Annotated in this window: 42 protein-coding genes; 3 read left to right on the plus strand and 39 right to left on the minus strand. The window is 33.5% G+C overall.

The genetic code is table 11. The features are described 5' to 3' along the window. The 32 genes from rplQ to rpsL all read right to left on the minus strand — a co-directional run. The coding region (gene rplQ, locus QZ824_RS04010; protein ID WP_291274743.1) for a 50S ribosomal protein L17 at nt 1–448 on the minus strand (448 nt) is incomplete at its 3' end. 157 nt (nt 449–605) lie between these two features. After that, on the minus strand, nt 606–1,598 hold the full coding sequence (locus QZ824_RS04015; RefSeq protein ID WP_291274744.1) for a DNA-directed RNA polymerase subunit alpha: 993 nt from the start codon (nt 1,596–1,598) through the stop codon (nt 606–608). 17 nt (nt 1,599–1,615) lie between these two features. Further along, nucleotides 1,616–2,221, minus strand: a complete 606-nt coding sequence (gene rpsD, locus QZ824_RS04020) for a 30S ribosomal protein S4 (RefSeq protein ID WP_014387720.1) — start codon at nt 2,219–2,221, stop codon at nt 1,616–1,618. Between the two features lie 87 nt (nt 2,222–2,308). Continuing rightward, on the minus strand, nt 2,309–2,692 hold the full coding sequence (gene rpsK, locus QZ824_RS04025) for a 30S ribosomal protein S11 (RefSeq protein WP_014387719.1): 384 nt from the start codon (nt 2,690–2,692) through the stop codon (nt 2,309–2,311). Between the two features lie 12 nt (nt 2,693–2,704). Next, nucleotides 2,705–3,079, minus strand: a complete 375-nt coding sequence (rpsM, locus tag QZ824_RS04030; RefSeq protein WP_014387718.1) for a 30S ribosomal protein S13 — start codon at nt 3,077–3,079, stop codon at nt 2,705–2,707. A 2-nt stretch (nt 3,080–3,081) separates the two neighbouring features. Further along, nucleotides 3,082–3,198 (minus strand): type B 50S ribosomal protein L36, encoded by a 117-nt coding sequence (gene ykgO / locus QZ824_RS04035; protein ID WP_002987490.1) that lies wholly within the window; start codon nt 3,196–3,198, stop codon nt 3,082–3,084. An 11-nt stretch (nt 3,199–3,209) separates the two neighbouring features. Beyond that, on the minus strand, nt 3,210–3,425 hold the full coding sequence (gene infA / locus QZ824_RS04040; protein ID WP_014387717.1) for a translation initiation factor IF-1: 216 nt from the start codon (nt 3,423–3,425) through the stop codon (nt 3,210–3,212). Between the two features lie 5 nt (nt 3,426–3,430). After that, nucleotides 3,431–4,777 (minus strand): preprotein translocase subunit SecY, encoded by a 1,347-nt coding sequence (gene secY / locus QZ824_RS04045; protein WP_291274745.1) that lies wholly within the window; start codon nt 4,775–4,777, stop codon nt 3,431–3,433. A gap of 12 nt (nt 4,778–4,789) precedes the next feature. Next, nucleotides 4,790–5,242, minus strand: a complete 453-nt coding sequence (gene rplO, locus QZ824_RS04050) for a 50S ribosomal protein L15 (RefSeq protein WP_291274746.1) — start codon at nt 5,240–5,242, stop codon at nt 4,790–4,792. An 11-nt stretch (nt 5,243–5,253) separates the two neighbouring features. Beyond that, nucleotides 5,254–5,436: a 50S ribosomal protein L30 gene (gene rpmD / locus QZ824_RS04055; protein WP_291274747.1), complete on the minus strand. Its 183-nt coding sequence runs from the start codon at nt 5,434–5,436 to the stop codon at nt 5,254–5,256. A 14-nt stretch (nt 5,437–5,450) separates the two neighbouring features. Beyond that, the gene (gene rpsE / locus QZ824_RS04060) at nt 5,451–5,975 is read right to left on the minus strand and encodes a 30S ribosomal protein S5 (protein ID WP_014387713.1); all 525 of its coding nucleotides are present in this window, start codon (nt 5,973–5,975) and stop codon (nt 5,451–5,453) included. A 7-nt stretch (nt 5,976–5,982) separates the two neighbouring features. After that, nucleotides 5,983–6,333 carry a 50S ribosomal protein L18 gene (rplR, locus tag QZ824_RS04065; RefSeq protein WP_291274748.1) on the minus strand — a complete coding sequence of 117 codons (351 nt, stop codon included), beginning with the start codon at nt 6,331–6,333 and terminating at the stop codon, nt 5,983–5,985. 11 nt (nt 6,334–6,344) lie between these two features. Next, nucleotides 6,345–6,887 carry a 50S ribosomal protein L6 gene (rplF, locus tag QZ824_RS04070; protein ID WP_291274749.1) on the minus strand — a complete coding sequence of 181 codons (543 nt, stop codon included), beginning with the start codon at nt 6,885–6,887 and terminating at the stop codon, nt 6,345–6,347. Between the two features lie 16 nt (nt 6,888–6,903). Continuing rightward, nucleotides 6,904–7,302 carry a 30S ribosomal protein S8 gene (rpsH, locus tag QZ824_RS04075; RefSeq protein ID WP_291274750.1) on the minus strand — a complete coding sequence of 133 codons (399 nt, stop codon included), beginning with the start codon at nt 7,300–7,302 and terminating at the stop codon, nt 6,904–6,906. Between the two features lie 75 nt (nt 7,303–7,377). Then, nucleotides 7,378–7,647 (minus strand): 30S ribosomal protein S14, encoded by a 270-nt coding sequence (gene rpsN, locus QZ824_RS04080; protein WP_014387709.1) that lies wholly within the window; start codon nt 7,645–7,647, stop codon nt 7,378–7,380. A gap of 3 nt (nt 7,648–7,650) precedes the next feature. Further along, the gene (rplE, locus tag QZ824_RS04085) at nt 7,651–8,202 is read right to left on the minus strand and encodes a 50S ribosomal protein L5 (protein ID WP_291274751.1); all 552 of its coding nucleotides are present in this window, start codon (nt 8,200–8,202) and stop codon (nt 7,651–7,653) included. 2 nt (nt 8,203–8,204) lie between these two features. Further along, nucleotides 8,205–8,519: a 50S ribosomal protein L24 gene (gene rplX, locus QZ824_RS04090; protein WP_291274752.1), complete on the minus strand. Its 315-nt coding sequence runs from the start codon at nt 8,517–8,519 to the stop codon at nt 8,205–8,207. 12 nt (nt 8,520–8,531) lie between these two features. Next, nucleotides 8,532–8,900, minus strand: coding sequence for a 50S ribosomal protein L14 (gene rplN, locus QZ824_RS04095; RefSeq protein ID WP_007803649.1), 369 nt, complete (start codon nt 8,898–8,900; stop codon nt 8,532–8,534). 2 nt (nt 8,901–8,902) lie between these two features. Continuing rightward, nucleotides 8,903–9,160, minus strand: a complete 258-nt coding sequence (rpsQ, locus tag QZ824_RS04100; RefSeq protein ID WP_291274753.1) for a 30S ribosomal protein S17 — start codon at nt 9,158–9,160, stop codon at nt 8,903–8,905. Between the two features lie 24 nt (nt 9,161–9,184). Further along, nucleotides 9,185–9,367, minus strand: coding sequence for a 50S ribosomal protein L29 (gene rpmC, locus QZ824_RS04105; RefSeq protein WP_291274754.1), 183 nt, complete (start codon nt 9,365–9,367; stop codon nt 9,185–9,187). 12 nt (nt 9,368–9,379) lie between these two features. Then, on the minus strand, nt 9,380–9,799 hold the full coding sequence (gene rplP / locus QZ824_RS04110; RefSeq protein WP_014387704.1) for a 50S ribosomal protein L16: 420 nt from the start codon (nt 9,797–9,799) through the stop codon (nt 9,380–9,382). 20 nt (nt 9,800–9,819) lie between these two features. After that, nucleotides 9,820–10,551 carry a 30S ribosomal protein S3 gene (gene rpsC, locus QZ824_RS04115; RefSeq protein WP_014387703.1) on the minus strand — a complete coding sequence of 244 codons (732 nt, stop codon included), beginning with the start codon at nt 10,549–10,551 and terminating at the stop codon, nt 9,820–9,822. A gap of 11 nt (nt 10,552–10,562) precedes the next feature. Next, nucleotides 10,563–10,970, minus strand: a complete 408-nt coding sequence (gene rplV, locus QZ824_RS04120; RefSeq protein ID WP_014387702.1) for a 50S ribosomal protein L22 — start codon at nt 10,968–10,970, stop codon at nt 10,563–10,565. A gap of 9 nt (nt 10,971–10,979) precedes the next feature. Next, nucleotides 10,980–11,258 (minus strand): 30S ribosomal protein S19, encoded by a 279-nt coding sequence (rpsS, locus tag QZ824_RS04125; protein WP_014387701.1) that lies wholly within the window; start codon nt 11,256–11,258, stop codon nt 10,980–10,982. A gap of 12 nt (nt 11,259–11,270) precedes the next feature. Continuing rightward, a complete protein-coding gene (gene rplB, locus QZ824_RS04130; protein ID WP_014387700.1) occupies nt 11,271–12,095 on the minus strand; it encodes a 50S ribosomal protein L2 in 825 nt (274 codons plus the stop codon). A gap of 6 nt (nt 12,096–12,101) precedes the next feature. Next, nucleotides 12,102–12,392, minus strand: coding sequence for a 50S ribosomal protein L23 (rplW, locus tag QZ824_RS04135; protein ID WP_291274755.1), 291 nt, complete (start codon nt 12,390–12,392; stop codon nt 12,102–12,104). 8 nt (nt 12,393–12,400) lie between these two features. Beyond that, entirely contained in the window at nt 12,401–13,030 is a 630-nt protein-coding gene (gene rplD, locus QZ824_RS04140) for a 50S ribosomal protein L4 (RefSeq protein ID WP_291274756.1), read from the minus strand. Then, on the minus strand, nt 13,030–13,647 hold the full coding sequence (gene rplC / locus QZ824_RS04145; RefSeq protein WP_291274757.1) for a 50S ribosomal protein L3: 618 nt from the start codon (nt 13,645–13,647) through the stop codon (nt 13,030–13,032). The genes rplD and rplC overlap by 1 nt, the downstream gene beginning before the upstream one ends. Nucleotides 13,648–13,844: 197 nt before the next feature. Further along, nucleotides 13,845–14,150, minus strand: a complete 306-nt coding sequence (rpsJ, locus tag QZ824_RS04150; RefSeq protein WP_014387696.1) for a 30S ribosomal protein S10 — start codon at nt 14,148–14,150, stop codon at nt 13,845–13,847. Nucleotides 14,151–14,161: 11 nt separating this feature from the next. After that, nucleotides 14,162–16,306, minus strand: a complete 2,145-nt coding sequence (gene fusA, locus QZ824_RS04155; protein ID WP_291274758.1) for an elongation factor G — start codon at nt 16,304–16,306, stop codon at nt 14,162–14,164. Between the two features lie 10 nt (nt 16,307–16,316). Beyond that, on the minus strand, nt 16,317–16,793 hold the full coding sequence (rpsG, locus tag QZ824_RS04160) for a 30S ribosomal protein S7 (protein ID WP_291274759.1): 477 nt from the start codon (nt 16,791–16,793) through the stop codon (nt 16,317–16,319). A gap of 33 nt (nt 16,794–16,826) precedes the next feature. After that, the gene (rpsL, locus tag QZ824_RS04165) at nt 16,827–17,210 is read right to left on the minus strand and encodes a 30S ribosomal protein S12 (protein ID WP_014387693.1); all 384 of its coding nucleotides are present in this window, start codon (nt 17,208–17,210) and stop codon (nt 16,827–16,829) included. Between the two features lie 225 nt (nt 17,211–17,435). Here rpsL and QZ824_RS04170 point away from each other — a divergent pair, with 225 nt between their 5' ends. Both QZ824_RS04170 and rlmB read left to right on the plus strand, forming a co-directional pair. Next, on the plus strand, nt 17,436–19,094 hold the full coding sequence (locus QZ824_RS04170) for a hypothetical protein (RefSeq protein WP_291274760.1): 1,659 nt from the start codon (nt 17,436–17,438) through the stop codon (nt 19,092–19,094). Between the two features lie 63 nt (nt 19,095–19,157). Next, nucleotides 19,158–19,895: a 23S rRNA (guanosine(2251)-2'-O)-methyltransferase RlmB gene (rlmB, locus tag QZ824_RS04175; RefSeq protein WP_291274761.1), complete on the plus strand. Its 738-nt coding sequence runs from the start codon at nt 19,158–19,160 to the stop codon at nt 19,893–19,895. A 41-nt stretch (nt 19,896–19,936) separates the two neighbouring features. On the opposite strand, the gene QZ824_RS04180 is transcribed toward rlmB, so the two are convergent. After that, nucleotides 19,937–20,722, minus strand: a complete 786-nt coding sequence (locus tag QZ824_RS04180; protein ID WP_291274762.1) for a rhomboid family intramembrane serine protease — start codon at nt 20,720–20,722, stop codon at nt 19,937–19,939. A 109-nt stretch (nt 20,723–20,831) separates the two neighbouring features. Here QZ824_RS04180 and QZ824_RS04185 point away from each other — a divergent pair, with 109 nt between their 5' ends. Then, nucleotides 20,832–22,109, plus strand: coding sequence for a replication-associated recombination protein A (locus QZ824_RS04185; RefSeq protein WP_291274763.1), 1,278 nt, complete (start codon nt 20,832–20,834; stop codon nt 22,107–22,109). Between the two features lie 13 nt (nt 22,110–22,122). Here QZ824_RS04185 and QZ824_RS04190 read toward each other — a convergent pair whose 3' ends face one another. From QZ824_RS04190 to radC, 6 genes are all read right to left on the minus strand, one after another. After that, entirely contained in the window at nt 22,123–22,812 is a 690-nt protein-coding gene (locus QZ824_RS04190) for a hypothetical protein (protein ID WP_291274764.1), read from the minus strand. A gap of 1 nt (nt 22,813) precedes the next feature. Next, nucleotides 22,814–23,497 carry a YjjG family noncanonical pyrimidine nucleotidase gene (locus QZ824_RS04195; protein ID WP_291274765.1) on the minus strand — a complete coding sequence of 228 codons (684 nt, stop codon included), beginning with the start codon at nt 23,495–23,497 and terminating at the stop codon, nt 22,814–22,816. A gap of 1 nt (nt 23,498) precedes the next feature. After that, nucleotides 23,499–23,987, minus strand: a complete 489-nt coding sequence (locus QZ824_RS04200) for a hypothetical protein (protein ID WP_291274766.1) — start codon at nt 23,985–23,987, stop codon at nt 23,499–23,501. Then, a complete protein-coding gene (locus tag QZ824_RS04205) occupies nt 23,980–25,278 on the minus strand; it encodes an FtsX-like permease family protein (RefSeq protein WP_291274767.1) in 1,299 nt (432 codons plus the stop codon). Before QZ824_RS04205 ends, QZ824_RS04200 begins: the two co-directional genes overlap by 8 nt. Further along, on the minus strand, nt 25,275–25,904 hold the full coding sequence (locus QZ824_RS04210) for an ABC transporter ATP-binding protein (protein ID WP_291274768.1): 630 nt from the start codon (nt 25,902–25,904) through the stop codon (nt 25,275–25,277). The genes QZ824_RS04205 and QZ824_RS04210 overlap by 4 nt, the downstream gene beginning before the upstream one ends. 63 nt (nt 25,905–25,967) lie before the next feature. Beyond that, nucleotides 25,968–26,651, minus strand: a complete 684-nt coding sequence (radC, locus tag QZ824_RS04215; protein ID WP_291274769.1) for a DNA repair protein RadC — start codon at nt 26,649–26,651, stop codon at nt 25,968–25,970. Nucleotides 26,652–26,835: the final 184 nt, after the last annotated feature.

Raw genomic sequence — 26,835 nt, forward strand, 5'->3', positions numbered from 1 at the left:
CAACAGCAGCAGTACCTTCAGCTTTCTTACCACCACGACGGCTACGACGAGTCTTCGTAGTTTTTTCTTCTGCCGAAGTCAATAATGCTTCGTTATAATCAACCAATTCAATCAAGGCAACTTCAGCGTTATCACCAAAACGTGTACCTAATTTGATGATACGAGTATAACCACCGTTACGGTTAGCTACTTTCTCAGCAATCTCACCAAATAATGTTTTGATAGCTTCTTTGTCTTGTAGGTAAGCAAACACTGTTCTACGAGAGTGAGTGCTGTCATTTTTTGATTTCGTAATCAAAGGCTCAACATATTTACGCAATTCTTTAGCTTTAGCCAAAGTAGTTTCAATACGTTTGTACTGAATTAAAGAAATAGCTAAGTTTTTCAATAACGCATCTCTGTGCGAATGTGTTCTACCTAAATGATTGGTTTTGTTACCGTGTCTCATTGTAATAAATTTCGTAAGTAACGGTCAGAATATCCTACGCAGTCTTGGGTATCCCACCTATTACGATTAATAATTGTTTTATTCGAATACTGCGGTTTCGATTATACAAAAAATTCCCCTCCGCTATGGTTTGCATAAGGAGGGGAAAGAATCAATATCAATCTTCGTCTAATTTATACTTTTGCACGTCCATTCCGAAATGCAAACCTTTATCAGCTACTAATTGCTCTAACTCAGTCAATGATTTTTTACCGAAATTGCGGAATTTCATCATGTCAGCAACTTCTAGTCTTGCTAGGTCGCCTAATGTACGAATATCGGCAGATTTCAAACAGTTGTACGCACGAACCGACAAGTCAAGGTCTTGAAGAGAAGTTTTCAATAGCTTACGCATATGCAAGAATTCTTCATCAACAATATTATCTTCGTCATCTTTTTTGGTATCAAATACCATGTTTTCGTCCGTAAACTTCAAGAAGTGCTGTATCAAGATATGCGCTGCTTCTTGTAAAGCTCTTTCTGGGTGGATCGAACCATCTGTTTTGATTTCAAGCAAAAGTTTTTCGTAGTCAGTACGTTGCTCTACACGTGTATTTTCTATGCTATACTTCACATTTTTGATTGGAGTGTAGATTGAATCGATTGCAATTAAGCCAATCGGTGCATCTTTAGGTTTGTTTTCCTCTGCAGGAACATAACCTCTACCTTTTTCGATAGTAAGTTCCAAATTGATATTAGTTTTATTATCTAGATTACAAATTACTAATTCCGGATTTAAAACTTGAAAACCTGAAATAAATTTTTGGAAATCTCCAGCAGTAATTTGATCTTTTCCAGATAAAGAAATCGAAACAGATTCATTATCTATATCTTCTATCTGACGTTTAAAACGTACTTGTTTTAAGTTTAAGATAATTTCTGTTACATCCTCTACTACTCCAGCGATGGTTGAAAATTCATGTTCAACACCATCAATTTTTACAGAAGTAATAGCAAAACCTTCAAGTGAAGAAAGTAAAACTCTTCTTAGTGCGTTACCAACAGTCAATCCATAACCAGGTTCCAAAGGTCTAAATTCAAATTTACCTTCGAAATCCGTAGAATCGATCATGATAACTTTATCGGGCTTTTGAAAATTAAATATTGCCATATTTCGACTAATGTCTATTATTTGTTATACAACTCAACGATTAGTTGCTCTTTAATATTTTCAGGAATTTGAAGTCTTTGAGGTACAGCAACAAAAGTACCTTCTTTAGTATCATTATTCCAAGTAATCCACTCATAAACAGTAGATGAATTAGCTAAAGAACGCTCAATTGCCTCAAGAGATTTTGATTTTTCACGAACTGCAACTTTGTCACCTGGTTTTAATTGATAAGATGGAATATTAACCACTTCACCATTCACAGTAATATGTCTGTGAGAAACCAACTGACGAGCACCTCTACGAGATGGAGCAATACCCATTCTGTAAACAACATTATCTAAACGTGATTCACATAACTGTAAAAGGATTTCACCTGTTACACCTGAAGCAGCAGAAGCTTTTTCAAAAAGGTTTCTGAATTGACGCTCTAAAATACCATAAGTATATTTAGCTTTTTGTTTTTCCATTAACTGAACTGCGTATTCAGATTTTTTACCTCTTCTTTTAGCTAAACCATGTTGCCCTGGAGGGTAATTTCTTTTTTCGAATGATCTATCTTCACCGAAAATAGCTTCGCCGAATTTACGGGCGATTTTTGTTTTTGGACCAGTATATCTTGCCATTTCTAAAATTTAAAATAAGGTAGGGATTATGAATTAAGGTCTTTCCTTCGATAATCTAATTCCTACCTTTGTTATACTTAATAATTATTAAACTCTTCTTCTCTTAGGAGGACGACATCCATTGTGAGGCATTGGAGTTACATCGATAATTTCAGTAACTTCAATTCCACCATTGTGAATTGATCTAATTGCAGATTCTCTTCCGTTTCCAGGACCTTTTACGTAAACTTTTACTTTTTTAAGTCCAGCTTCAAGAGCTACTTTTGCACAATCTTCAGCTGCCATTTGAGCTGCATAAGGAGTATTCTTTTTAGAACCTCTAAAGCCCATTTTACCTGCAGAAGACCAAGAAATTACTTCACCTTTCTTGTTTGTTAAAGAAATGATGATGTTATTAAAAGTAGCGTTAATATGCGCTTCTCCAGAAGACTCAACGATAACTTTACGTTTTTTTGTAGTTGCCTTAGCCATATTACTTACTTATTATTTAGTTGCTTTTTTCTTGTTAGCAACAGTTTTTCTTTTACCTTTTCTTGTTCTCGAGTTATTCTTAGTTCTTTGTCCTCTTAATGGTAATCCAGCTCTATGACGGATACCTCTTTGACAACCGATATCCATTAAACGTTTGATGTTTAATTGGATTTCAGAACGTAACTCACCTTCGATTTTGAATGAACCAACAGCTTCACGGATTGCTCCAATTTCGTCGTCATTCCAATCAGATACTTTCTTATCTTGGCTTACTTGAGCTTTTTCTAAAATCTCAGTAGCTCTGCTTTTTCCAATACCGAAAATGTATGTTAAAGCAATAATTCCTCTTTTGTTTTTAGGTATATCTACCCCTGCAATTCTTGCCATAATTATCCTTGTCTTTGTTTAAATCTAGGATTCTTTTTATTAATAACGTATAATCTACCTTTTCTACGCACGATAATACATTCTGCGCTTCTTTTTTTAACTGATGCTCTTACTTTCATTTTAATAGCCTTTAGTATCTATAAGTAATTCTAGCTTTGGATAAGTCATAAGGGCTCATTTCAAGTTTAACCTTGTCCCCTGGTAATAACTTAATATAATGCATACGCATTTTACCAGAGATATGAGCAATTACAACGTGTCCGTTTTCTAACTCTACACGGAACATTGCATTTGACAATGCTTCTACTATTGTTCCGTCTTGTTCTATTGCTGATTGTTTTGCCATGTTTATTAAGCTACAGCTTTTCTATTTTTACCTGTTTTCATTAAGCCATCATAATGTCTATTTAACAAATAAGAATTAATTTGTTGAATAGTATCGATTGCAACTCCAACCATAATGATTAATGAAGTACCTCCATAAAAATATGCCCAAGCCCCTTGAACGTTAAGCAAACCATGAATAATAGCAGGGAACACAGCTATTAACGCTAGGAATACAGAACCAGGGAACGTGATCAATGACATCAATTTATCAAGAAAATCTCCAGTTTCAGCACCAGGTTTTACACCTGGAATAAAACCACCACTTCTTTTTAAATCATCAGCCATCTTATTTGTAGGCACCGTTATGGCGGTGTAAAAATACGTAAAAATTATAATTAATAAAGCAAAAACTATATTATAAACTAATCCGAAAGGATCTTTAAACATATTTGAAATGCTTAAAGCCGTGTCAGACTTTGATAATCCAGCGATTGCAGCAGGTATAAACATAATTGCTTGAGCAAAAATGATTGGCATTACACCAGCAGAATTCAATTTTAAAGGGATAAATTGACGATTATCACCTAAAGAATCAACTTCGAAATCACCAGAAACAGATCTTCTAGCATATTGAACCTGTACTTTTCTTAATGCCATTACTAATAAAATACAAGCTATTATTACTAATAACCATATAATAATTTCAATAACGATTTTCATTATACCTCCATTATTCTGAGATACTGATGATGAAATTTCTTGTATAAATGCTTGAGGCATTCTAGCTAAAATTCCAACCATGATTAATAATGAAATACCATTTCCTATACCTTTTTCAGTTATTCTTTCGCCTAACCACATAGCAAAAATGGTACCTGTTACTATAATTAAAACAGAACTGAATAATGGGAAGAAACTAAAGAAGTCGTTATTGAATGCATCACCTGGTAAGGTATTTTTTAAATTATAAATATAACCAGGACCTTGTACTAGGGTAATACCTATTGTTAACCAACGAGTAATTTGATTCAATTTCTTTCTACCACTTTCACCATCTTTTTGAAGTTTTTGCAAATAAGGAATAGCAATCCCCATTAACTGTACAACAATAGATGCAGAGATGTATGGCATTATACCCAACGCAAAAATAGATGCTTCAGAAAAAGCACCTCCTGTGAATACGTTGATTAACCAACCAATACCACCTTCTGTTTGGTTAGTAAGATTTTGTAGTTTGGTCGCATCAATTCCAGGTAATGTTACTTGTGAACCAAAACGGTACACAAGTAATATTCCTAGAGTTACTAAAATTTTATTTTTTAGTTCTTCGATTTTCCAAACATTGACTAATGAATCTATAAATTTCTTCATCTTGTTTAAGAATTATAAAGTTACTGCTTCACCACCAGCCGCTTCGATAGCAGCTTTAGCTGTTGCTGTAAATTTGTGAGCACTTACTTTTAGTTTAGCTTTTAGCTCACCTCTTCCTAAAATCTTAACCAAGCTATTTTTAGTAGCTAAACGATTATCAACTAATACTGCAAAATCTACAGTATCTGTAATGATACCATTATCAACTAAATTTTGTAAAGTATCTAAGTTTACCCCTTGATATTCTACTCTATTGATATTATTGAAACCAAATTTTGGAACTCTTCTTTGTAACGGCATTTGACCACCTTCAAAACCAATTTTCTTAGAGTAACCAGAACGTGATTTAGCTCCTTTGTGACCTCTTGTAGAAGTACCACCTTTTCCAGAACCTTGTCCTCTACCTACTCTTTTATTTTGGTTGTGAGTTGACCCTTCAGCCGGTTGTAAGTTACTTAAATTCATAACTATTAGTGTTATTTAGTTTCTTCAACAGAAACTAAGTGTTTAACTTTATTTACCATTCCAAGGATAGCAGGATTTGCATCATGCTCAACAACTTGCCCCATTTTACGCAAACCAAGAGCAACTAATGTTTTCTTTTGATCAGCAGGACAGTTGATTTTACTTCTTACTTGTTTTACTAAAATTTTTGCCATGATTCCTTGTATTATTAACCTTTGAATACTTTGTCTAATGATACACCTCTTTGCTTAGCAACAGTTGCAGCACTTCTCATTTGTAATAAAGCATCAAATGTTGCTTTTACTACATTGTGAGGATTAGATGAACCTTGAGATTTAGATAACACATCATGAACACCAACCGACTCTAATACCGCACGTACAGCACCACCAGCAATTACTCCAGTACCGTGAGACGCAGGCATTAAAAATACTCTAGCACCACCAAATTTACCTTTTTGCTCATGAGGAACTGAATGTCCACTTAAAGGAATTCTAACCAAATTCTTCTTAGCATCTTCCACTGCTTTAGCAATTGCTTCAGAAACATCTTTAGATTTTCCCAAACCATGACCAACTACTCCATGCTCATCACCTACTACAACGATAGCAGAGAATCCAAATGCTCTACCTCCTTTAGTAACTTTAGTAACACGATTAACACTTACCAAACGATCTTTTAATTCAAGACCAGCTGGTTTTACTAGTTCTACGTTTTTATAATTGTGATACATATCCTAATTAGAATTTAAGTCCAGCTTCTCTAGCTCCATCAGCTAATGATTTAACACGTCCATGATATAAGTTTCCACCTCTATCAAAAGAGATAGTAGTTATACCAGCTTGTAGAGCTTTTTCAGCTATCAATTTACCCACTGCATTTGCAGTTTCAGTCTTAGTACCTTTAGCAACGGCTTTATCTCTTGATGAAGCTGCAACTAAAGTAACACCGTTTACATCATCTATGATTTGCGCATAGATTTCTTTATTACTTCTAAAAACAGAAAGTCTAGGTTGAGCAGCAGTTCCGCTTACAATCTTTCTGATTCTGAACTGTATTCTTTGTCTTCTTTCAGATTTTGTTAATGACATAACTTTAATTTTTAAGCTGATTTACCTGCTTTTCTTCTTAATTCTTCACCAACAAACTTAACTCCTTTACCTTTGTAAGGCTCAGGCTTACGGAAAGATCTGATTTTCGCAGAAACTTGACCTAATAATTGTTTGTCGAATGAAGTTAACTTCACTATCGGATTTTTACCTTTTTCTGAAATGGTTTCTACAATTACTTCAGGAACTATTTCTAATACGATATTGTGAGAGTAACCTAAAGCTAAGTCTAATTTTTGACCCGCATTAGAAGCTCTGTAACCAACACCTACTAATTCTAATTCTTTTGTGAAACCTTCAGAAACACCAACAATCATATTGTTGATTAATGCACGGTACAATCCGTGTTTCGCTCTTTCAGTTTTATAATCAGATGAACGCTCAACGATAACTTGGTTATCTTCAATTTTAACCGTTACATCAGAAAATGACTGAGAAAGCTCGCCTAATTTTCCTTTTACTGTAACTACAGCATCTTTAACTTCTACAGTTACTCCTGCTGGAATTGCAATTGGATTTTTACCTATTCTTGACATTCTCTTGGTCTTTTTATTAGTATACGTAACAAATTACTTCACCACCAACATTCAATTGTTTAGCTTGTTTACCTGTCATAACACCTTTAGAAGTTGATACGATAGCAATACCTAAACCATTTAAAATTCTAGGAATGTTAGTTGAACTTGCATATTTACGTAAACCTGGTTTACTAATTCTTTGGATATCTTTGATTACTGACTCTTTAGTGTCTTTATCGTACTTAAGAGCGATTTTGATGGTACCTTGTACAGTAGCATCTTCAAACTTGTAACTTAAGATATATCCTTGATCGAATAAAATCTTAGTGATTTCTTTTTTCAAATTAGAAGCAGGAATTTCTACCACTTTGTGGTTAGCTCTCACTGCATTTCTGATTCTTGTTAAAAAATCTGCAATTGGATCTGTATACATAATGTATGAAATTGTGATTATGGTTTTCGATAGGCACTCGCCTATCGAACCTTTAATCGTTAATATTTAATTTTATTACCAGCTTGCTTTTTTCACACCAGGAATTAAACCTTGGTTAGCCATTTCACGGAAAGTAACACGTGAAATACCAAACTGACGCATGTAACCTCTAGGTCTTCCAGTTAATTTACAACGATTGTGTACTCTAACAGGACAAGAATTTTTAGGTAATTTTTGTAAACCTTCGAAATCTCCAGCTTCTTTTAAAGCTTTTCTTTTCTCAGCATACTTTTCAACTAATGCAATTCTTTTCACCTCACGGGCTTTCATTGATTCTTTAGCCATAACTTAATTCTTTTTAAAAGGTAATCCTAATTCTGCTAATAATGATTTTGCCTCTTTATCTGTATTTGCAGAAGTTACAAATGTAATATCAAAACCGGCAATTTTATTTACTTTATCAATATCAATTTCAGGGAAAATGATTTGTTCTAAAACACCTAAGTTGTAATTACCTCTTCCATCAAATCCAGTTGATTTGATACCACTAAAATCTCTTACTCGAGGTAGAGCAGAAGTAATAAGTCTATCTAAAAACTCATACATTCTTTCACCTCTTAAAGTTACTTTAGCACCAATTGGCATTCCCTTTCTTAATTTGAAAGAAGCTACATCTTTCTTTGAAATTGTAGGAACAGCTTTTTGACCTGTAATTTTAGTTAATTCCTCAACAGCGTAATCAACTAATTTTTTATCAGATACAGCAGCACCAACTCCACGGCTAATAACAATTTTTTCTAATTTTGGAACTTGCATTACATTCTTGTAACCAAATTCTTCAGTCAAAGCAGCAATTACTCTGCTTTTATATTCTTCCTTTAGTCTAGGTACGTATGCCATAACTATAATACTTGATTAGATTTTTTTGAAAATCTTACTTTCTTATCTCCTTCCATTTTAAATCCAACTTTAGTAGTCGTTTTAGCCTTAGCATCAACGATTTGAATATTAGAAATATGAATAGGAGCTTCTTTTTTCACAATACCACCTTGAGGATTTTGTGCACTTGGTTTCGTATGTTTTGAAATCATGTTCACACCTTCAACAATGGCTTTATTTTTATCACGAAGAACGCGTAATACCTTACCTTCTTGTCCTTTGTGGTCACCAGCAATAACTCTTACTAGATCACCTGATTTAATTTTTAACTTCATCACGTCTATTTAGAATTAAAGCACTTCAGGTGCTAATGATACAATTTTCATGAATTGTTTTTCACGAAGTTCTCTAGCTACAGGACCAAAAACACGTGTACCTCTCATTTCTCCAGCAGCATTTAATAACACACAAGCGTTGTCATCAAATCTGATGTAAGAACCATCGGCTCTTCTCACTTCTTTTTTGGTACGTACAACAACTGCAGTTGATACAGCTCCTTTTTTAACGTTACCGTTTGGAGTAGCATCTTTAATTGAAACTACAATTTTATCACCAACAGAGGCATAACGACGTTTCGTTCCTCCTAAAACACGGATCGTAAGAACTTCTTTCGCTCCTGTGTTATCTGCTACTTTTAATCTTGATTCTTGTTGTACCATAATTACTTAGCTCTTTCAATGATTTCAACTAATCTCCAACATTTAGTTTTAGATAAAGGTCTAGTTTCCATGATCTTTACTGTATCACCAATGTTACAATCATTTTTTTCGTCGTGCGCAACATATTTTTTTGTTTTTAACACGAACTTACCATATAATGGGTGCTTTACTCTGCTAGTTTCAGCTACAACAATAGACTTATCCATTTTGTTGCTAGTAACTACACCAATTCTTTCTTTTCTTAAATTTCTATTTTCCATCTTTCAGTAGAATACAATTGATAACTATCGTTTGCTTAATTCTGTAGCAACTCTAGCTACTTCTCTTCTTAATGATCTTAATTGAAGCGGATTTGCAATTGGAGAAATGGTATGAGCCATTTTTAACTCCGAATAACTCTTCTTTAATTCACCAAGCTTGTTTTGTAACTCAGCTACTGATAGATTTGATAATTCTGATTTTTTCATAATTTTTCTTTATTATGCTTCGAAATCTCTAGCAACTACAAACTTAGTTTTAACAGGAAGTTTTTGAGCAGCTAAACGTAATGCTTCTTTAGCAATTGCTAATGGCACACCACCTACTTCAAACATGATTCTTCCTGGTTTTACAACTGCAGCCCAATATTCAACTGCACCTTTACCTTTACCCATACGTACTTCAAGCGGTTTCTTAGTGATTGGCTTGTCTGGGAAAATTTTAATCCATAATTGACCTTCTCTCTTCATGTAACGAGTAGCTGCAATACGAGCCGCTTCGATTTGACGTGAAGTAATAAAAGCTGAATCTAAAGATTTTATTCCAAACATACCATTAGAAAGTACGTGACCTCTTTGAGAGATCCCTTTCATTTTACCCTTCTGTACCTTACGGTATTTTGTTCTTTTAGGTTGTAACATTTCTCTTTAATTTAAAATAATTACTTTCTTTTGCGTTGGTTTGGTTTACCATTTCCTTTTGGAGAAGAAGATCCTGTAGATTTAGGTCCTTTTTTGTCCATACCTACTAACGGAGAAAGATCTCTTTTTCCGTAAACTTCACCTTTCATTATCCATACTTTAATACCCATTCTACCGTAAGTAGTATGTGCTTCAGCTAATGAATAATCAATATCAGCTCTGAAAGTTGATAATGGAATTCTTCCTTCTTTGAAGTGCTCAGAACGTGCCATTTCAGCTCCGTTTAAACGACCAGAAATCATAACTTTGATTCCTTCTGCATTCATTCTCATTGCTGCAGCCATAGCCATTTTAATAGCTCTTCTGTAAGAAATACGACTTTCGATTTGACGAGCGATAGAATTACCTACTAAATAAGCATCTAACTCAGGTCTTTTAATTTCGAAAATGTTAATTTGAATTTCCTTATCAGTAATTTTCTTAAGTTCTTCTTTTAACTTGTCTACCTCTTGTCCACCTTTACCGATAATAATACCAGGTCTAGCAGTAGTGATAGTAACGGTTACAAGTTTTAAAGTTCTCTCGATAATTATTTTTGATACACTAGCTTTTGCTAAACGAGCATGGATGTACTTTCTGATTTTAGCGTCTTCAGCGATTTTATCACCGTAGTCGTTACCACCATACCAGTTAGAATCCCATCCTCTGATGATACCAAGTCTGTTACCTATTGGATTTGTCTTTTGTCCCATACTGTTTATAATTAGCTTTGTGTGTTATTATTTGCTCCTAAAACTACAGTAACGTGGTTAGAGCGTTTTCTAATTCTGTGTGCACGACCTTGAGGAGCGGGACGTAATCTTTTTAACATCATACCTCCGTCAACTCTGATCTCTTTTACAATTAAGCCAGCTTCTTCTAAGTTAGCATCAGCATTTTTAGCTTGCCAGTTAGCGATAGCTGATAATACTAATTTTTCTAATTTTCTAGAAGCTTCTTTTTGACTGAATCTTAATATATTAAGAGCATTTTCTACTTTCTGACCTCTTACTAAGTCTGCAACTAAGCGCATTTTTCTTGGTGAAGAAGGGCAGTTATTTAACTTAGCAAAAGCGATTTGCTTATTAGCTTCTTTTCTTTGCTCTGCTGCTTCTCTTTTACGAACTCCCATGACTTCTTATTATTTTTTACCTTTATTTTTTGCACCAGCGTGACCTCTAAAAGATCTAGTTGGTGAAAATTCTCCTAACTTATGACCTACCATGTTTTCAGTAATGTATACTGGAACAAATTGGCGACCATTGTGAACAGCGATTGTTTGACCTACAAAATCTGGAATAATCATTGATGCTCTTGACCAAGTCTTAACCACATTTTTGTTTCCACCTGCGATATTTTCCTGTACCTTTTTCTCTAATTTATAGTGAACGAAAGGACCTTTCTTTAATGAACGTGCCATGTTTTACTTAAATTATTTCTTTCTACGTTCTACAATATACTTGTTGCTCGGATTAGCTTTTGCACGAGTTCTATAACCCTTAGCTGGTAAACCTTTTCTTGAACGTGGGTGACCTCCTGAAGAACGTCCTTCACCACCTCCCATTGGGTGATCAACTGGGTTCATCGCTACTGGTCTTGTTCTCGGTCTTCTACCTAACCATCTAGATCTACCTGCTTTACCTGAAACTACTAATTGGTGGTCTGAGTTAGACACAGCTCCGATTGTAGCCATACAAGTTAATAAAATCAATCTAGTTTCTCCTGAAGGCATTTTGATAGTAGCATATTTACCATCTCTTGCCATTAACTGAGCAAATGTACCTGCTGAACGAGCAATAATAGCACCTTGTCCAGGTCTTAACTCAATACATGAAATAACTGTTCCTAGAGGAATTTTGCTTAAAGGCATTGCATTTCCAATTTCTGGAGCTGCATTTTCACCTGAAACCACAGTTTGTCCTACTTTTAAACCGTTTTGCGCAATGATGTATGTTTTAGCACCATCTGCATAAGCTAATAATGAAATAAAAGCTGAACGATTTGGATCGTATTCGATAGTTTTAACTACAGCTGGAACACCAACTTTATTTCTTTTAAAATCGATAATACGATATTTTTGTTTATGACCACCACCTGTATAACGCATGGTCATCTTTCCTTGACTATTTCTACCTCCAGAAGATTTTTTCGGAGCAATTAATGAACGCTCCGGCTTATCAGTTGTAATAGTGTCAAAGCTATTTACAACTCTAAAACGCTGCCCTGGGGTAATAGGTTTTAATTTTCTAACTGACATTTTCTATTAGATATTAGTATAAAAATCTATTGTTTCACCTTCTTTAACTTCAACAATTGCTTTCTTGTAAGCATTTGTTTTTCCACTGATTAATCCACTTTTAGTGTATTTAACAGTTCTATCCGCTCTGTAGTTCATTGTATTAACAGCTACAACAGTTACACCATAAGAAGCTTCAATCGCTTTTTTGATTTCAACTTTGTTTGCTTTTTTTTCAACTACAAAACCAAAACGGTTAAAAATTTCACCATCTTTAGTGATTTTTTCAGTTATGATAGGTTTGATAATAACGCTCATAATCTAAATTATTTACTTAAATTAGCTTCAATTCCTTCTACCGCACCTTCAAATAATACCAAGCTATTTGTATTTAAAATAGTATAAGTACTTAATTCTGAGTTAGTTACAACAGAAGATGATTTTAAATTGCGTGACGACAAATATACATTTTTATTTGTATCACCCAACACGAATAAAGATTTTTTATTCTCTAACCCTAAAGCTTTCAATACGTTAATGAAATTTTTAGTGTTTGGAGTTTCAAAGTTAAAATCTTCTACTACTACTAGATTATTCTCATTGGCTTTTAACGACAAAGCAGATTTACGAGCTAATCTTTTTAAATTCTTATTTAATTTGAAAGAATAGTTTCTTGGTCTTGGACCAAAAATTCTACCCCCACCAACAAACACAGGAGACTTAACACTTCCTGCACGAGCTGTACCTGTACCTTTTTGTTTTTTAATTTTTCTAGTACTTCCTGCTACTTCGTTTCTTTCTTTAGACTTATGAGTACCTTGTCTTTGATTTGCCAAGTACTGCTTAACATCTAAATAGATAGCATGGTTATTAGGCTCAATTGCGAAAACAGAGTCAGAAAGTTGTACTTTACGACCTGTATCTTTTCCGTTGATATCTAAAACTTTTACTTCCATTACTTCTGAATGATTACATAAGAGTTTTTGTGACCTGGAACACATCCTTTAACTACTAAAAGATTTTTATCAGCAACCACTTTTAAAACTCTAAGGTTTTGAACTGTTACATTTTCTCCTCCTGTTCTTCCGGCCATTCTCATACCTTTGAACACTCTAGATGGATAAGACGAAGCACCAACAGAACCTGGCGCTCTTAAACGGTTGTGCTGACCGTGAGTTGATTGACCAACACCACCGAATCCATGACGTTTAACAACACCTTGGAAACCTTTACCTTTAGACACACCTAAAACATCTACAAATTCTCCTTCAGCAAATAAATCAACATTGATTACATCACCTAATTTGTACTCTGCCTCAAATCCTTGGAATTCAACAACTTTCTTCTTAGCAACCGTTCCTGCTTTAGCAAAATGACCTGCTTCAGCTTTTACTGTATGCTTTTCAGTTTTGTCATCGAAACCAAGTTGCAGAGCTTCATACCCGTCAACCTCATTGGTTCTGACTTGGGTAACAACGCATGGACCAGCCTCAATAACAGTACATGGAATATTCTTTCCATTCTCGTCAAAGATACTAGTCATACCGATTTTTCTTCCGATTAACCCAGACATAAAAACTTATTAATTAATTAAACATTGATTCTCAATGGCATATGTAGCCATTTTTTTGAGCGTGCAAATATAGAAATTAAAAAGTTAGTAACAAAACTATTTTGCTAACTTTTTTAAAAACAATATTTTATTACACATTCAAATAAAAAAACCGAGCGCTTTGCTCGGTTTTAATTTGTATATCTAAAGCTAGAAACTTAAACTTTAATTTCTACTTCAACTCCACTTGGTAATTCCAATTTCATTAGAGCATCAATAGTCTTAGAAGAAGAAGAATAGATATCTAATAATCTCTTATAAGAACTTAATTCGAATTGCTCTCTTGATTTTTTGTTTACGTGTGGAGAACGTAATACTGTGAAAATTCTTTTGTGCGTAGGTAACGGAATAGGACCAGTTACAACTGCACCTGTACTTTTTACAGTTTTAACGATTTTCTCAGCTGATTTATCAACTAAGTTATGATCGTATGACTTTAATTTTATTCTAATTTTTTGACTCATCTTGTTAAAAATTAAGCGTTACCTTTTGCTTTTTTAATTACCTCTTCTGAAATATTAGAAGGTGTTTGCTCATAGTGAGAGAACTCCATAGTTGAAGTTGCACGACCTGATGACAATGTTCTTAATGTAGTTACATAACCAAACATTTCTGATAAAGGCACGTGAGCTTTAATCACTTTAGATCCTGAACGGTCACCCATATCATTCACTTGTCCTCTTCTTCTATTTAAGTCACCTACAATATCTCCCATATTTTCTTCTGGAGTGATAACTTCTAATTTCATGATAGGTTCTAAGATTACAGCTCCAGCAGCTTTAGCTACTTCTTTATAACCTAATTTAGCAGCTAATTCGAAAGATAATGCATCCGAGTCAACTGGGTGATAAGAACCATCTAATAAAGTAACTTTTAAACTATCAACTGCATAACCAGCTAAAGGACCAGACTTCATAGCCTCTTTAAATCCTTTTTCAACAGCAGGAATATACTCTCTAGGTACATTACCACCTTTTACCTCGTTAGCGAATTGTAATCCAACAAATCCTTCGTCTGCAGGCTCTAAACGGAATACGATATCACCAAATTTACCACGACCTCCAGATTGCTTTTTATAAACTTCTCTATGTTCTGCAGTTCTTGTGAAAGCTTCTTTGTACTCAACTTGTGGCTCCCCTTGGTTAACCTCAACTTTGAATTCACGTTTCATACGATCAACTAAGATATCTAAGTGCAACTCACCCATACCAGAGATGATTGTTTGACCTGAAGCCTCATCTGTTCTTACAGTAAACGTTGGATCTTCTTCAGCTAATTTAGCTAGAGCCATACCCATTTTATCAACGTCAGCTTTAGTTTTTGGCTCAATAGCGATACCAATTACTGGATCAGGGAATTTCATAGACTCAAGGATAATTGGGTGTTTTTCATCACACATAGTATCCCCAGTTTTAATATCTTTAAATCCAACTGCTGCACCAATATCACCTGCCTCAATATATTCGATAGGATTTTGTTTATTAGCGTGCATTTGATAGATACGAGAAATACGCTCTTTGTTTCCAGAACGAGTATTTAAGATATAAGAACCTGCATCTAAACGACCAGAATAAGCACGGAAGAAAGCTAAACGACCTACATAAGGGTCAGTAGCAATTTTAAATGCTAGAGCAGCAAACGGCTCTTTTACATCTGGTTTACGTAAAATTTTCTTTTGATCTTCTTCTAATAAATCTGCATCATCAGGATGTATACCTTCGATACCTTCTTTATCTAAAGGAGATGGTAAATATTTACAAACTGCATCTAACATAAACTGAACTCCTTTGTTTTTGAACGAAGATCCACACAACATTGGAATGATAGCCATATCAATTGTAGCAGCACGTAAAGCTGTATTGATTTCGTCTTCAGTAATTGAATTCTCATCCTCCATATATTTCTCAAGTAAATTTTCATCATAAGATGCAATTTCCTCGATTAATTGAGAACGATATTGTTTTACCTCATCTAACATATCAGCAGGAATCTCAACGATGTCAAATGTAGCACCTTGAGTTTCATCATGCCATACAATAGCTTGATTTTTGATTAAGTCAACAACACCTTTGAAATCCGCCTCTTCACCAATAGGCAATACAATTGGCACGGCGTTAGATTTCAACATGTCTTTAACTTGCTGACAAACCGCTAAAAAGTTAGACCCTTGACGGTCCATCTTGTTAACGAATCCCATACGAGGAACTCTATATTGGTCAGCTAATCTCCAATTTGTTTCAGATTGAGGCTCAACTCCGTCTACCGCAGAAAACAAGAATACTAAACCATCTAATACACGTAATGAACGATTAACCTCAACTGTAAAGTCAACGTGTCCCGGAGTATCGATGATATTAAAATGGTACCCTTGAGTTTCAGGTAAATTTTTACCCTGCTCTGTCGGGAAGTTCCATGTACAAGTTGTAGCAGCAGAAGTAATAGTAATACCTCTTTCTTGCTCTTGCGCCATCCAGTCCATTGTTGCAGCACCGTCGTGAACTTCACCAATTTTATGTGACTTACCCGTATAATATAAAATACGTTCTGTAGTCGTAGTTTTACCAGCATCAATATGAGCGGCAATACCAATATTTCTAGTAAATTTTAAATCTCTAGCCATTTCTTATGAATTAAAATCTAAAGTGAGAGAATGCTTTGTTAGCCTCTGCCATTTTGTGAGTATCCATTCTTTTCTTCACAGCAGCACCTTCTTCTTTAGCAGCAGCTAAAATTTCAGAAGCTAGTTTTCCTGCCATAGATTTTTCATTTCTTCTTCTAGCATAAAGAATCATCCATTTCATTGCCATAGAAATTTTTCTATCTGGACGAATTTGCATTGGAATTTGAAAAGTAGCACCTCCTACACGACGAGAACGTACTTCAACATGAGGCATAACATTTGTTAATGCATCTTTCCAAATTTCTAATGATGATTTTTCAGCATCTTGCTTTTTAGCTTCTACGATATCTAATGCATCATAAAACACTTTAAAAGCTACTGATTTTTTACCATCCCACATTAAGTTGTTAACAAAACGTGTTACTAACTGATCGTTAAATTTCGGATCTGGTAAAAGAGGTCTTTTTTTGGCCTGTCTTTTTCTCATTTCTTTTCTTTTTTAGTTTACGTTAAACATTAATTATTTTGCAGCAACTTTAGGACGTTTTGCACCATACTTAGATCTTCTTTGAGTACGGTCTTTAACTCCTGCTGTGTCTAACGCACCACGAACGATGTGGTATCTAACTCCTGGTAAATCTTTTACCCTTCCACCTCTAACTAATACTATCGAGTGCTCTTGTAAATTGTGTCCTTCACCTGGGATGTAAGCATTCACTTCATTACCATTTGTTAAACGTACCCTTGCAACTTTACGCATTGCAGAGTTTGGTTTTTTTGGCGTAGTAGTGTAAACACGCGTACAAACACCTCTTCTTTGAGGACAAGAATCTAAAGCAGCCGATTTGCTCTTCTTAGTTATTTTGGCTCTTCCAGTTCTTACTAATTGTTGAATTGTTGGCATAATTACTAATAAATTAATACTTGTTTTAATTACCCTATTTTAGGGGATGCAAAAGTAAAAATTATTTTTTACAATCCAAATGAAATTTAATTATTTTATTTTGAGGTAGTTAATTTATTAATTTTTAACTCCTTTAACCTAACTTTAATTTAACTCAATCCCCTTAGAAACTATATATAACAACATTACGCAATTAAAAACCACAAAATACGTTATATTTACTGCATGAATTGGAAAGGGATTATTTTTCTTTTTATTACTTCTCTTAGCTGGAGTCAAAACTTTTATCTCAAAGCGGAAGGTTCTTCCCTCAATGAAACAAAAGTTTTAGACAGCATTGGTTATACCAAAAAACACACTAGTGTTCAATCCATTATTGACGAAAATAAATCCTTAGGAAACCAATTAACTCAAGCTGGATTTTTAGCCTCACAACTATTAAAAAACAAAAAAGCAAACGATTCTACTTTTGTATTTTATTACTCCCTTGGAACTAAAACTCAAAATCTAAAAATCAAAACAGATCTACTTACTGAAGAAATAAAATCCACTTTAGGACTAACTACAGACAGAATAGTTCTTATTTCCGAAACCGAATCTTTTTTAAACACGCAATTAGCTATACTAGAACGAAAAGGATATGCCTTAGCTAAATTACGTTTAGAAAACTTTACACAAGAAAACAACCAACTTCAGGCTTTTTTAATTGTTGATTTAAATATAATTAGAAAAATCAATTCGCTTGTTTTTAAAGGTTATGATAATTTTCCGAAAGGCGTAAAAAAAGTATATGAACGCAAATACAAGCAAAAGCCTTTTAATCAGGAATTAGTTAAAAACATCAATCGCGATTTCAATACTCTACCGTTTGTAATCCAACCTAAATTCCCCGAAGTATTACTAACAAAGGACTCTACCCAAGTTTACATTTATTTAGAAAAAAGAAAAAACAACAGCTTTGATGGCTTTATAGGTTTTGGAACCAATGAAGAAAAACAAAAATTGCAATTTAATGGATACCTAGACTTAAACTTATTCAACAATTTAAATTCAGGCGAACGTTTTAACTTATATTGGAAAAACGACGGAAATAAACAAAGCACATTTAATGTAAACTTAGACTTAGCTTATGTCTTTCAAAGCCCTGTAGCTATAAAAGGTAATTTGAAAATCTTCAAACAAGATACCATTTTTCAAAACAGCAGTTTCGATTTAGACTTAGGCTATATGATTCGATATAACACCAAAGTTTATTTGGGAATAAAAGACAATACTTCAGAGGCAATTCAGAAAGTAAGCACTTCAACAATTAAAGATTTAAAATCAAGTTTTTATACTACAACTTTTGAGCATAGAAAAAATAATTATGAAAATGATTTATTTCCTGAACAATTTTATCTACTGACGAAATTTGGTATAGGAAGCCGAACACTGTCAAGTGAAAAATCAAATCAATTTTTTGGACAAATTCAAGCCTTGCAACTCTTACCTCTTAACACAAAAAATTACATTCATTTAAAATCAGATTTGTATTACCTACAAAGTCCAGACTATTACACTAATGAATTGTACCGATTTGGAGGTATAAAATCCATACGTGGTTTTAACGAAAACAGTTTACAAGGCAATATTTTTGGCGGTATTTTTGCAGAATATAGGTATATAGTAGCTTCTAATTTATATGTACATACAATTACCGACTTTGGTTATTTTCAAGACAAAGCAAATACTACATCTTCTAACCTTTATGGCTTTGGCTTTGGGCTTGGATTACTCAACAAAGGAGGTGTTTTCAATTTAGTTTATGCCAATGGTTCATCAAACGGACAAGCAATTAAACTTTCTAATTCGATTGTACAAGTGAGTTTTAAAACTACTTTTTAAGTCTAATTTAAAAAACTTTAACGTTTCAACTTCAAACTTTAAACTTTACTTTATCTTTGCAGCATGAAGAACGACAATCAAATATTCGGAATTAGAGCCATTATTGAAGCTATTCAATCAGGAACGGTTATTGACAAAGTATTTATTCACAAAGAAGCCCAAGGTGATTTGATGCGTGAATTAAACAAAGTGATAAAAGCTAAAAACATCAATTTTAGTTATGTTCCAGTTGAAAAATTAAACCGAATGACTTCTATGAATCACCAAGGAGCAGTAGCCACTATCTCGCCGATTGGTTTCATTGACTTAGAAGAATTGATCGAATCGACTTTAGCTAAAAAAGAAAATCCTTTATTTTTAATTTTAGATCAACTATCTGACGCTCGTAATTTTGGAGCTATAATAAGAACAGCTGAATGCACAGGCGTAGACGGTATTATTATCCAAAAACAAGGAAGTGCCCCTGTAAATGGCGATACAGTTAAAACTTCAGCGGGAGCTGTTTTTAATGTTCCCATTTGTAAAGTAGACCACATTAAAGATGCCATCTTCCATTTGCAAGGAAGCGGTATTAAAACCGTAGCCGCCACTGAAAAAACAGACCATAATATTTATGACATAGATTTTTCTGCACCTGTTGCTATTATAATGGGCAATGAAGAACGGGGGGTTAATCCATCTGTATTAAAGATTGTAGACGAAAAAGCCAAACTACCTATGTATGGCACAATAGAATCTTTAAATGTATCAGTAGCTTGTGGTGCTTTTTTATATGAAGCCGTGAGACAGCGAATTAGTTAAATAATTTATCAATAAGGCATAACGCCAATTTTAAAATACAATCAATTTTTCTTACCCAAAAACTCATAAATTACTCTAACTGAAGAAGTAAAATAACCTTCTACTTCAGATTTTATCTCTTCATTAATTTCTGGTTTAGGAGGATTGATAAAATTACCATTTGCGTCAAATTGTTTGAAAAAAGGAGTTTGACTTGGATCAAAATCAGGGTGCTCCCAATCGTAATATATTGGTTTTTCAAATTGAGGCGTTTTGACAATAATACTAAACAGCACACCAACTATGAATCCTGCAAAGTGCGCTTCCCATGAAATGCCCTCTTTAGCTACATGCTCACTTGGAAACATAAACCATAGAATTCCCCCATATAATATAACAATCGTTAATGATAAGGCGACCAAACGAAAATATTTAGTCATAATTCCTTTAAAAAACATAAAACTTACTAAACAATAAATAAGTCCACTAGCACCAATATGGTAACTATTTCTACCTAACAGCCAAGTTCCTAATCCGGAAAACAGGATTCCTAAAACCAATACCTTCCAAAATTGATTTCGATAGAAATAACACAACGCCATTATTAGAAAAAAAACTGGAAAAGAATTATTAAGTAAATGCTTAAAATCACCATGAATAAAAACATGGAGAGGTATACCGCGTAATCCTTTAACTGTTTTTGGCAAAATTCCGAATTCATATAATTGGGGAATCCATTTAAAATCAATATAAAAGCCCAACCACATAAGAAGTACAAAAAACAACGGAACAATTACAACCGAAGGTGAAAAATAAAAGTTTTTATCTATAGATGAATGTAAGTGCATATATCAAATTACTCAAAAGTAAAGCCATTTTTTGTTTTACGCTATTTTGTCAGATGTATTAGAGAACATAAAAATATTAAATACCTTTGTAATTGAAAAATAGCATATCATGAATATCCCATTAGCCGAACGTATCCGACCTAAAAACTTGAATGAATACATTAGTCAGTCACACTTAGTAGGTGAAAATGGATCATTAACATTACAAATAGAGCGAGGCATCATTCCTAGCTTAATTCTATGGGGGCCACCAGGTACAGGAAAAACGACATTAGCTCAAATTATGGCTCAAGAAAGCAATCGCCCTTTTTATGAATTAAGTGCTATCAATAGTGGCGTAAAAGACATACGAGAAGTATTGGATAAAGCAAAAAACAGTGGAGGGATGTTTACTACTAAAAACCCTATATTATTTATTGATGAGATTCATCGTTTTAGTAAATCACAACAAGATTCCTTATTAGCTGCAGTAGAGAAAGGATGGATTACTTTAATTGGTGCCACCACAGAAAACCCCAGTTTTGAAGTTATCCCGGCGTTATTGTCAAGATGTCAGGTTTACATTTTAAATGCATTTACAAAGGAGGATCTAGAAGCTATATTACACAGAGCCATTCAAACAGATGAAATTTTAAGAACAAAAAAAATTGTTTTAAAAGAAACTGAGGCCTTATTAAGGTTATCAGGGGGTGACGGTAGAAAGTTGTTGAATATCTTTGAATTGGTTGTCAATGCCCTTTCGGAAGATAAAATTGAAATTACTAATGAAAAAGTAATGCAATTGGTTCAAAAAAACACGGTCTTATATGACAAAACTGGTGAGCAACATTATGATATTGTTTCAGCTTTTATCAAATCTATTCGTGGGAGTGATCCAAATGGCGCTGTATATTGGTTGGCTCGAATGATTGAGGGTGGTGAAGATGTAAAATTTATAGCCCGCCGACTATTAATTTTAGCCAGTGAAGATATTGGAAATGCTAATCCAACGGCTTTAATTATGGCCAACAATACCTTCCAAGCAGTAGCAACTATTGGATATCCAGAAAGCAGAATTATTTTAAGTCAATGCGCAATTTATTTAGCGACCTCTGCCAAAAGTAATGCAAGTTATATGGCTATTGGTAAAGCACAACAAATTGTAAAACAAACAGGAGATTTATCTGTTCCCCTACATTTAAGAAATGCACCAACAAAATTAATGAAAGAACTAGGATATGGTGAGGAATACAAATATTCACACGATTTCCCAAACAATTTCACTGAACAAGAATTCCTTCCTGATGAATTAGCTGAAACCAAATTTTTTGAACCCGGTGAAAATGCTAGAGAAAGAGAATTACGTCAATTTCTAAAAAACAGATGGAAGGACAAATATGGATATTAAAGAAGAGTTTGTGTTAGAACACGAACTCTTCTTTAATTAATTTATCATTTTCATAATATTCAAAATACCATTTATTTTCTTTTTTATAAAAAACACCTTTCTTACCAAATTTATCGGCTATAAAAAAATCCTGAACCGAAGTCTTGTAAATTTGTAGAATTACTTTTTGTGCTGCATCTAGAACAGCAAAACCATTTTGAATTTCTAACAACTTATTTTTTGTCACTTCTGTTACCACCTTTTCATTTGGCATACTTTGAATATTTATAGATTCAGCTGTTTTTTTATCTAGTCCTTTTGTAGCTATATATCTTTTTACTTCAGGTCCTAACATCTTGATTGTTTCTATGTATCCCATTTGTGTACTCTTGTCTGTTGACTTTACCTCATTACTTTCAAATAAAATTTTATTTTGACAATCTTTAATAACAAACTTTAACCTTGTTACTAAAAAATTACTTCTATCAATTAGTTCCGCTTTAACGGCATGACATCTATTTTGGGCTATTTCTATAGGCAATTCCTCCTCTTCAAAATACACCTCAAAAGAAGACATCAAAACACCTTTAAACATATTATTTATATTATATGAATCTGCTTCTTTTTGAAAATCATATTTGTGACTAATTAATATAGATTGCTTTGTTTGAGCTTTGAGAATAGTTACAAAAAGTATAATAATAAAGGTTACAACATTTTTCATTTTATAAAATAGATTTTAATTCAATTAATTTTGAAATCTCAACAACGGATTTGTGTATTACACTTCTTTCTGGATTAAAATAGATAGCTTGCATTCCATAATCTAAAGCTCCCATAACATCTGCTTCCCAACTATCTCCAATCATTACACTTTCATTTTTATTTGCCTGAGCTAAATTAAGTGCAAAATCAAAAATAGAAGCATGAGGTTTTTTATTCCCAGCCATTTCTGAATTAGTTATGGTTTTAAAATAAGAAACAAGATTAGAATTGGTCATTTTAGTCTCTTGCACATGAGCAAATCCATTAGTAATAATATGTAAAGTATACTTATCTCTCAAATAATTCAATGTATCAATCGTGCCTTCAATAAGATGATTATTCAAAGGTAAATAGGCAATAAAATCATCTGAAAATTGATTAATCAATTCATCTTTAATAGAATAACCTAAAACATCAAATGTGTCTTTTAATCGACCATATCTTAATTCTTGATGAGAAACTCGATTGACTTGATATAATTTCCAATAATCTTGATTGATTGGATTGTAAACTGTCATAAAATCAGCAACTTCAACAGCAACTTTATTTTCTTCAAAAATTCGTTCAAAAGCTAAAGCCGAATTTTTTTCAAAGTCCCACAAAGTATGATCTAAATCAAAAAATATGTGTTTTAAATGTTTCAATTTATCTTCCAGCTACTATTTCCACTTGATCCATGTTGTAAATCCAATTTTCAACATCCGTTTCATTATACTTAAAAGTACCTTTTATGGTTAAATAAGTATCCGTTTTTAATTTTGGTGTAGCTCCTTTAAATTTAAGACCTACAATTGTTTCTGGACCCGATTTTCCACAAAAGAAACAAGCAGCAAATACATTCTTACTTAGGGCATAATTTTTATTGTCGATTGGCACAACAAAACCACTAATTACTACTTGCTTACTTTGCATTTTCTTGAGTTTAGTGTTTACCAATGGAAAATCTACTTCACCATAAGAAGCGTGTTTTTTTCTTATGTATTTAATTTCTCCTAATAATTTCCAAGTTAATGTATCCGATGCAACTGAAGTATTTTTAGTAATCGGATAAGACTTAACTACTGATTGATTTTGAAAACTAAACAATAACAGACCTATCGAAAAGGCTATTATAAATTTGATTGTGTTATGCATTTGCTAATGTTTTTGAAATATTTAATGTATAAGCTTTTATTGCTGGAATCAATGCTGCAATAAATCCAACAAATAAGGTTAATCCAAAAAGAACTGTTTCTTTGTCCCAAATAATTTCCATGGGGTTAAAACCTAATTTAAAATCAGACTCAGAGGCTTGTGACAACCAAACCAATCCTAACCTACCTAAAATTGTACCAAAAAAATAACCCACAATACATAAAAGCATACTTTCAAAAAGCACAACTAAAAATAATTGCAAACGATGTGCTCCATTAACTCGCATTAGAGCAAATTCAGCTTTTCTTTCTTTTAATGTATTGAATAAAGCAATAAAAATTGAAATCCCAGAAATCAACATTATTCCGATTGCCAAATAGCGTAAAGCATTTAAACCTACACCAAAAAGTTCGAACAAACGATTCATTTGATAGGTAGGTAATGCGGCTTGCATTTTAGTATTTTGCGCAATCAATCGTGGCCAAACAAAAACCCCCATTTTATTTCTAAATTCAACTAAAACCGAGGTAATTTCCATACCTGGTTCATCTATTGTTAAATCAGTTTCTTCATGTTCATGATTACAAGCATCTGTATGCACATGCTGGTGTTCATCACCTTCTTCATGCACATGTCCTTCTTCACCATGAGCTGGATTTTCAACACTAGTATTTTCTTCATGATGATGCATTTGCCAAACTGAAGGAATATTCGATAAAATCAAATTATCAATTACTTTTCCCGTTGGTTTTAGAATACCTACTACCACGTATTCTCCGTGCTCATGTACTTCGCCTTCTGCGGCACTTCCATGAGTTCCTTTGAATGTAGTTCCTAATTGTAAATTTAATTTAGAAGCGATTTCCGAACCAACTACAACGTCAAAATTCTTTGAAAATGCCCTACCTTGATCAAACTTAGCTTGATATTTCTCAATATAGTCGGACGTGGTACCCACAATTTTATACCCCAAATAATTATCTCCAAATGCTAGTGGAATTGCTTTTTTCACATAAGGATGTCGCATCCACACCTTAGCCGAATCATAATTAATATTTCCCGTTGGATCATCTACCTGATATACAGAAGACAAAACCAATTGTAACGGGCTCCCTTGTGCACCAAGCACAACATCAACACCATCTAAATTACTTTGGTATTTTTCCTCAAACTGTTTTTCAACTAATATTAGAACCGTAATTATAGCAACACTAGCTGTTAGCAATAAAATACTCAAAATTGTATTCAACGGTTTAAACCAAACATTTCTCCAAGCTAATTTCCCAATCATATCATTGTAATTTGGTTAGTAAATGTTTGTTTTATTCTCGAATCGTGTGTCACAATAATCAAAGCGGCTTTGTATTCTTTAGAAAGTGTTTCTAATAATTGAATTACTTTTTCTGCATTATTATCATCTAAACTCGACGTTGGTTCGTCTGCCAACAACACTTTAGGTTCATTCATTAAAGCACGAGCAATTGAAACACGCTGTTGCTGACCAATACTTAACTGTGAAGGAAGTTTGTTTGCCTGATCTGCTATATCTAATTTTGCTAACAAATCTTTTGCGCGTTTTGAATGCTTTTTTCCCGTAGCTAGCCAACTGGCCATTTCCAAATTTTCTAAAACAGTCAATGCGGCAATAAAATATGATTTTTGGAATACTACACCAATATGTTTTCCACGATATTTATCGGCTTCACTTTCAGAAAAACTAACAATATCTTTACCATCAATTACTATTTCACCTGAAGTAGGTTTTAATAAACCAGCTAAAATGTGCAAATAAGTAGTTTTACCTTTTCCTGAATTACCTGTCACCAATAAGGTATTTCCCGCTTGACAAAAAATATCAGGCATATGAAATATTTGGTCATTGTTATAAGAGAAAATAATATTTTTAGTACTAATCATCGTCTATTTTTTCATTGGTGTTGCAAGATACTAAAACGAAACAAATTATTTCTTAAAAGAAATTTAAAATATCCCTTCATCTTGAAAACTAAAATAACCGTGTTCAGTTACAATAACATGATCTAAAATTTGGACATCTAAAGTTGCTCCAGCAGTTTTCAACTTTTGTGTAATTTGCTTATCTGGCTCACTAGCTTGTAATTTTCCTGAGGGATGATTATGACATAAAATGGCCGCCACTGCATGATGTTCAATAGCTGTTTTAAAAACCAATCTTATATCGACCAAAGTTCCTGTTAATCCACCTTTACTAACTTGAGTTTTTTGTATTACTTTGTTTGAATTATTAAGATACAACACCCAAAATTCTTCATGGGGTAATTCACCAATTATAGGCTGCATCATTTCGAATACGGATTTACTAGAGGTGATTTGCTTTAATTGAGTCGACTCTTCTGCCCTTCTTCTTCTACCCAACTCAAGTGCAGCTACAATCGAAATAGCTTTTGCCTCCCCTATCCCTTTGAATGGAGTTAATTGAGCAACTGTTAATTTTCCTAATTGATTTAGATTGTTATCCACCGATTTTAAAATGCGTTGACATAACTGAACTGCCGATTCGTTTCTTGAACCAGAACCAATTAAAATAGCTAACAACTCTGAATCAGACAAGGCAGATTTACCTTTTAGAAGTAATTTTTCACGTGGACGATCATCTTCAGCCCACTGATTGATTGGCGTGTACATAAATATTTTTTTTTGGCGTTTAATAATTCAAAAATAAAAAATTTTATTGATTTGACGATGTGTTGATTTGAAAATTTGAAAAATAGTAAAGCGGAAAAAGGTATATTTGTTTTTTTGTAAATACTTTTATTCAATGAATTTAGAATTACCAAAGTTTCACGAGACTTTTAATCCAATATTAGAC

Source organism: Flavobacterium sp., from assembly GCF_021151785.1.
Taxonomy (GTDB): domain Bacteria; phylum Bacteroidota; class Bacteroidia; order Flavobacteriales; family Flavobacteriaceae; genus Flavobacterium.